This is a genomic window from Kitasatospora sp. NPDC047058, assembly GCF_040643935.1.
Taxonomy (GTDB): domain Bacteria; phylum Actinomycetota; class Actinomycetes; order Streptomycetales; family Streptomycetaceae; genus Kitasatospora.
The window spans coordinates 1-1467 of sequence record NZ_JBEYVJ010000851.1 but is presented as its reverse complement, the minus strand read 5'-3'; the positions used below and the strand labels follow the sequence as shown (position 1 = coordinate 1467).

Here is a 1467-nt window from a genome sequence, read left to right as displayed (position 1 = left end):
GGTCCAGGCCGTCCAGCGCCAGCCGCCAGGCGGCGCCGGCCGCGGCGCGGTCCTGGCCCGCCATCCACTCCAGGTAGGAGCGGAAGGAGGGCGGTTCGCCCGGGTCGGCGGCGCCGGCGTAGGCCCGGAAGACCTCCTCCACCAGCAGCGGGAACGACCAGCCGTCGAGGATCAGGTGGTGGTTGGTGAGCGCGAGGGTCCACTGCTCCTCGCCGGTGCGGATCAGCCGGAAGCGCACCAGCGGCGGGCGGGCGAGGTCGAAGGGCTCGCGCCGGTCGCCGTCGAGCAGGGCGGCCCGCAGCGGCGCCCGCAGCGCGGGTTCCTCGGCCCGCAGGTCGGACTCGGCCCAGGGCGCGTCGAGGCCGCGGACCACGAACTGGGCCGGGTCGCCGGTGGGCCTGGTCCGGAACCCGGTGCGCAGGGCGGAGTGCCGTCGGACGGTCGCCGAGCACGCCCGCCGCAGCGCCTGCGGGTCGAGCGGTCCGGCCAGGTCGAGGGTGAGCTGGGCCGTGTAGACGTCGGTGTCGTCGCCGGCGAGCCGGGCGTGGAAGTACAGGCCCGACTGCAGGGCTGTGAGCGGGTGGACGTCTTCCAGGCGTGAGGTGCGCATGCGTTCTAGGCCCATCGTTCCAGTTCGGCTTCCAGTTCGTCGACCTCCGCCTGGGTCAGGCCCGCCAGCAGGAAGTCAGAGGGGCTGTGCCGGCTGACCGCCTGGCGGGCGGCCGCCTCGGCGAGGCGGTCCAGCTCCTGCGTCCACAGCGCGCACAGGCGGTCCAGGCCGGCCGGCGGCAGCCACCCCTCGGGGGCCGTCCAGGCCGCCTCGACGCGGGGGCCCTGCCCGACCTCCCGGACCAGGACGTCCACGGTGAGGCCGTGGGAGGCCGGCATCCGGGGGTCGCGGCCGTCGTGCAGGAGCGCGTCGGCGGTCACCGGGCTCCAGTCGCCACTCCCCCGTCCGGGCAGCCGGCCCAGGTAGTTGAAGAGGATCTGGGGCCTGCGCAGGGCCCGCAGTTCCGCCCGGGTGCCGTCGTTCAGGTGGCGCAGCAGGCCGAAACCGATCCCGTCGGCGGGGGTGGCGCGCAGCTGCTCCTTGACCCGCAGCAGGGCGTCGACGGGGCCGTCGCCCGGGCCCGCGGCGAGCCGGACGGGGTGCATGCTGGTGAACCACCCGACGGTCCGCGACAGGTCGCGGTGCGTCCCGAGGTCGGCCCGGCCGTGGCCCTCCACCTCGACCAGCACGTCGTCGCCGGCCGGCAGTCCGCACTCGGTGCGCCACCGCCGCACCGCCGCGGCGAGGGCGGTCAGCAGGACATCGGGGACGGCGGCGTGCGCGGCGTCCGGCACCCGGTCGAGCAGCGGCGCGCTGCGTCCGGGGTCGAGGACCAGGTGCCGGCGGACGGCGTTGGCCGCGGTGTCGACGGCCGGGTCGAGCGGGCGCCGTCCGAGCGGCGGGTCCTCCGGGGCGAG

General features: G+C 76.9%; 2 protein-coding genes. Both read right to left on the bottom strand.

Features of this window, described 5'->3' with window-relative positions; translation table 11 throughout:
• The coding region (locus tag ABZ885_RS41070) for a condensation domain-containing protein (protein WP_360200305.1) at positions 1 to 610 on the bottom strand (610 nt) is incomplete at its 3' end.
• 5 nt (positions 611 to 615) lie between these two features.
• The coding region (locus ABZ885_RS41065; protein ID WP_360200303.1) for a condensation domain-containing protein at positions 616 to 1467 on the bottom strand (852 nt) is incomplete at its 5' end.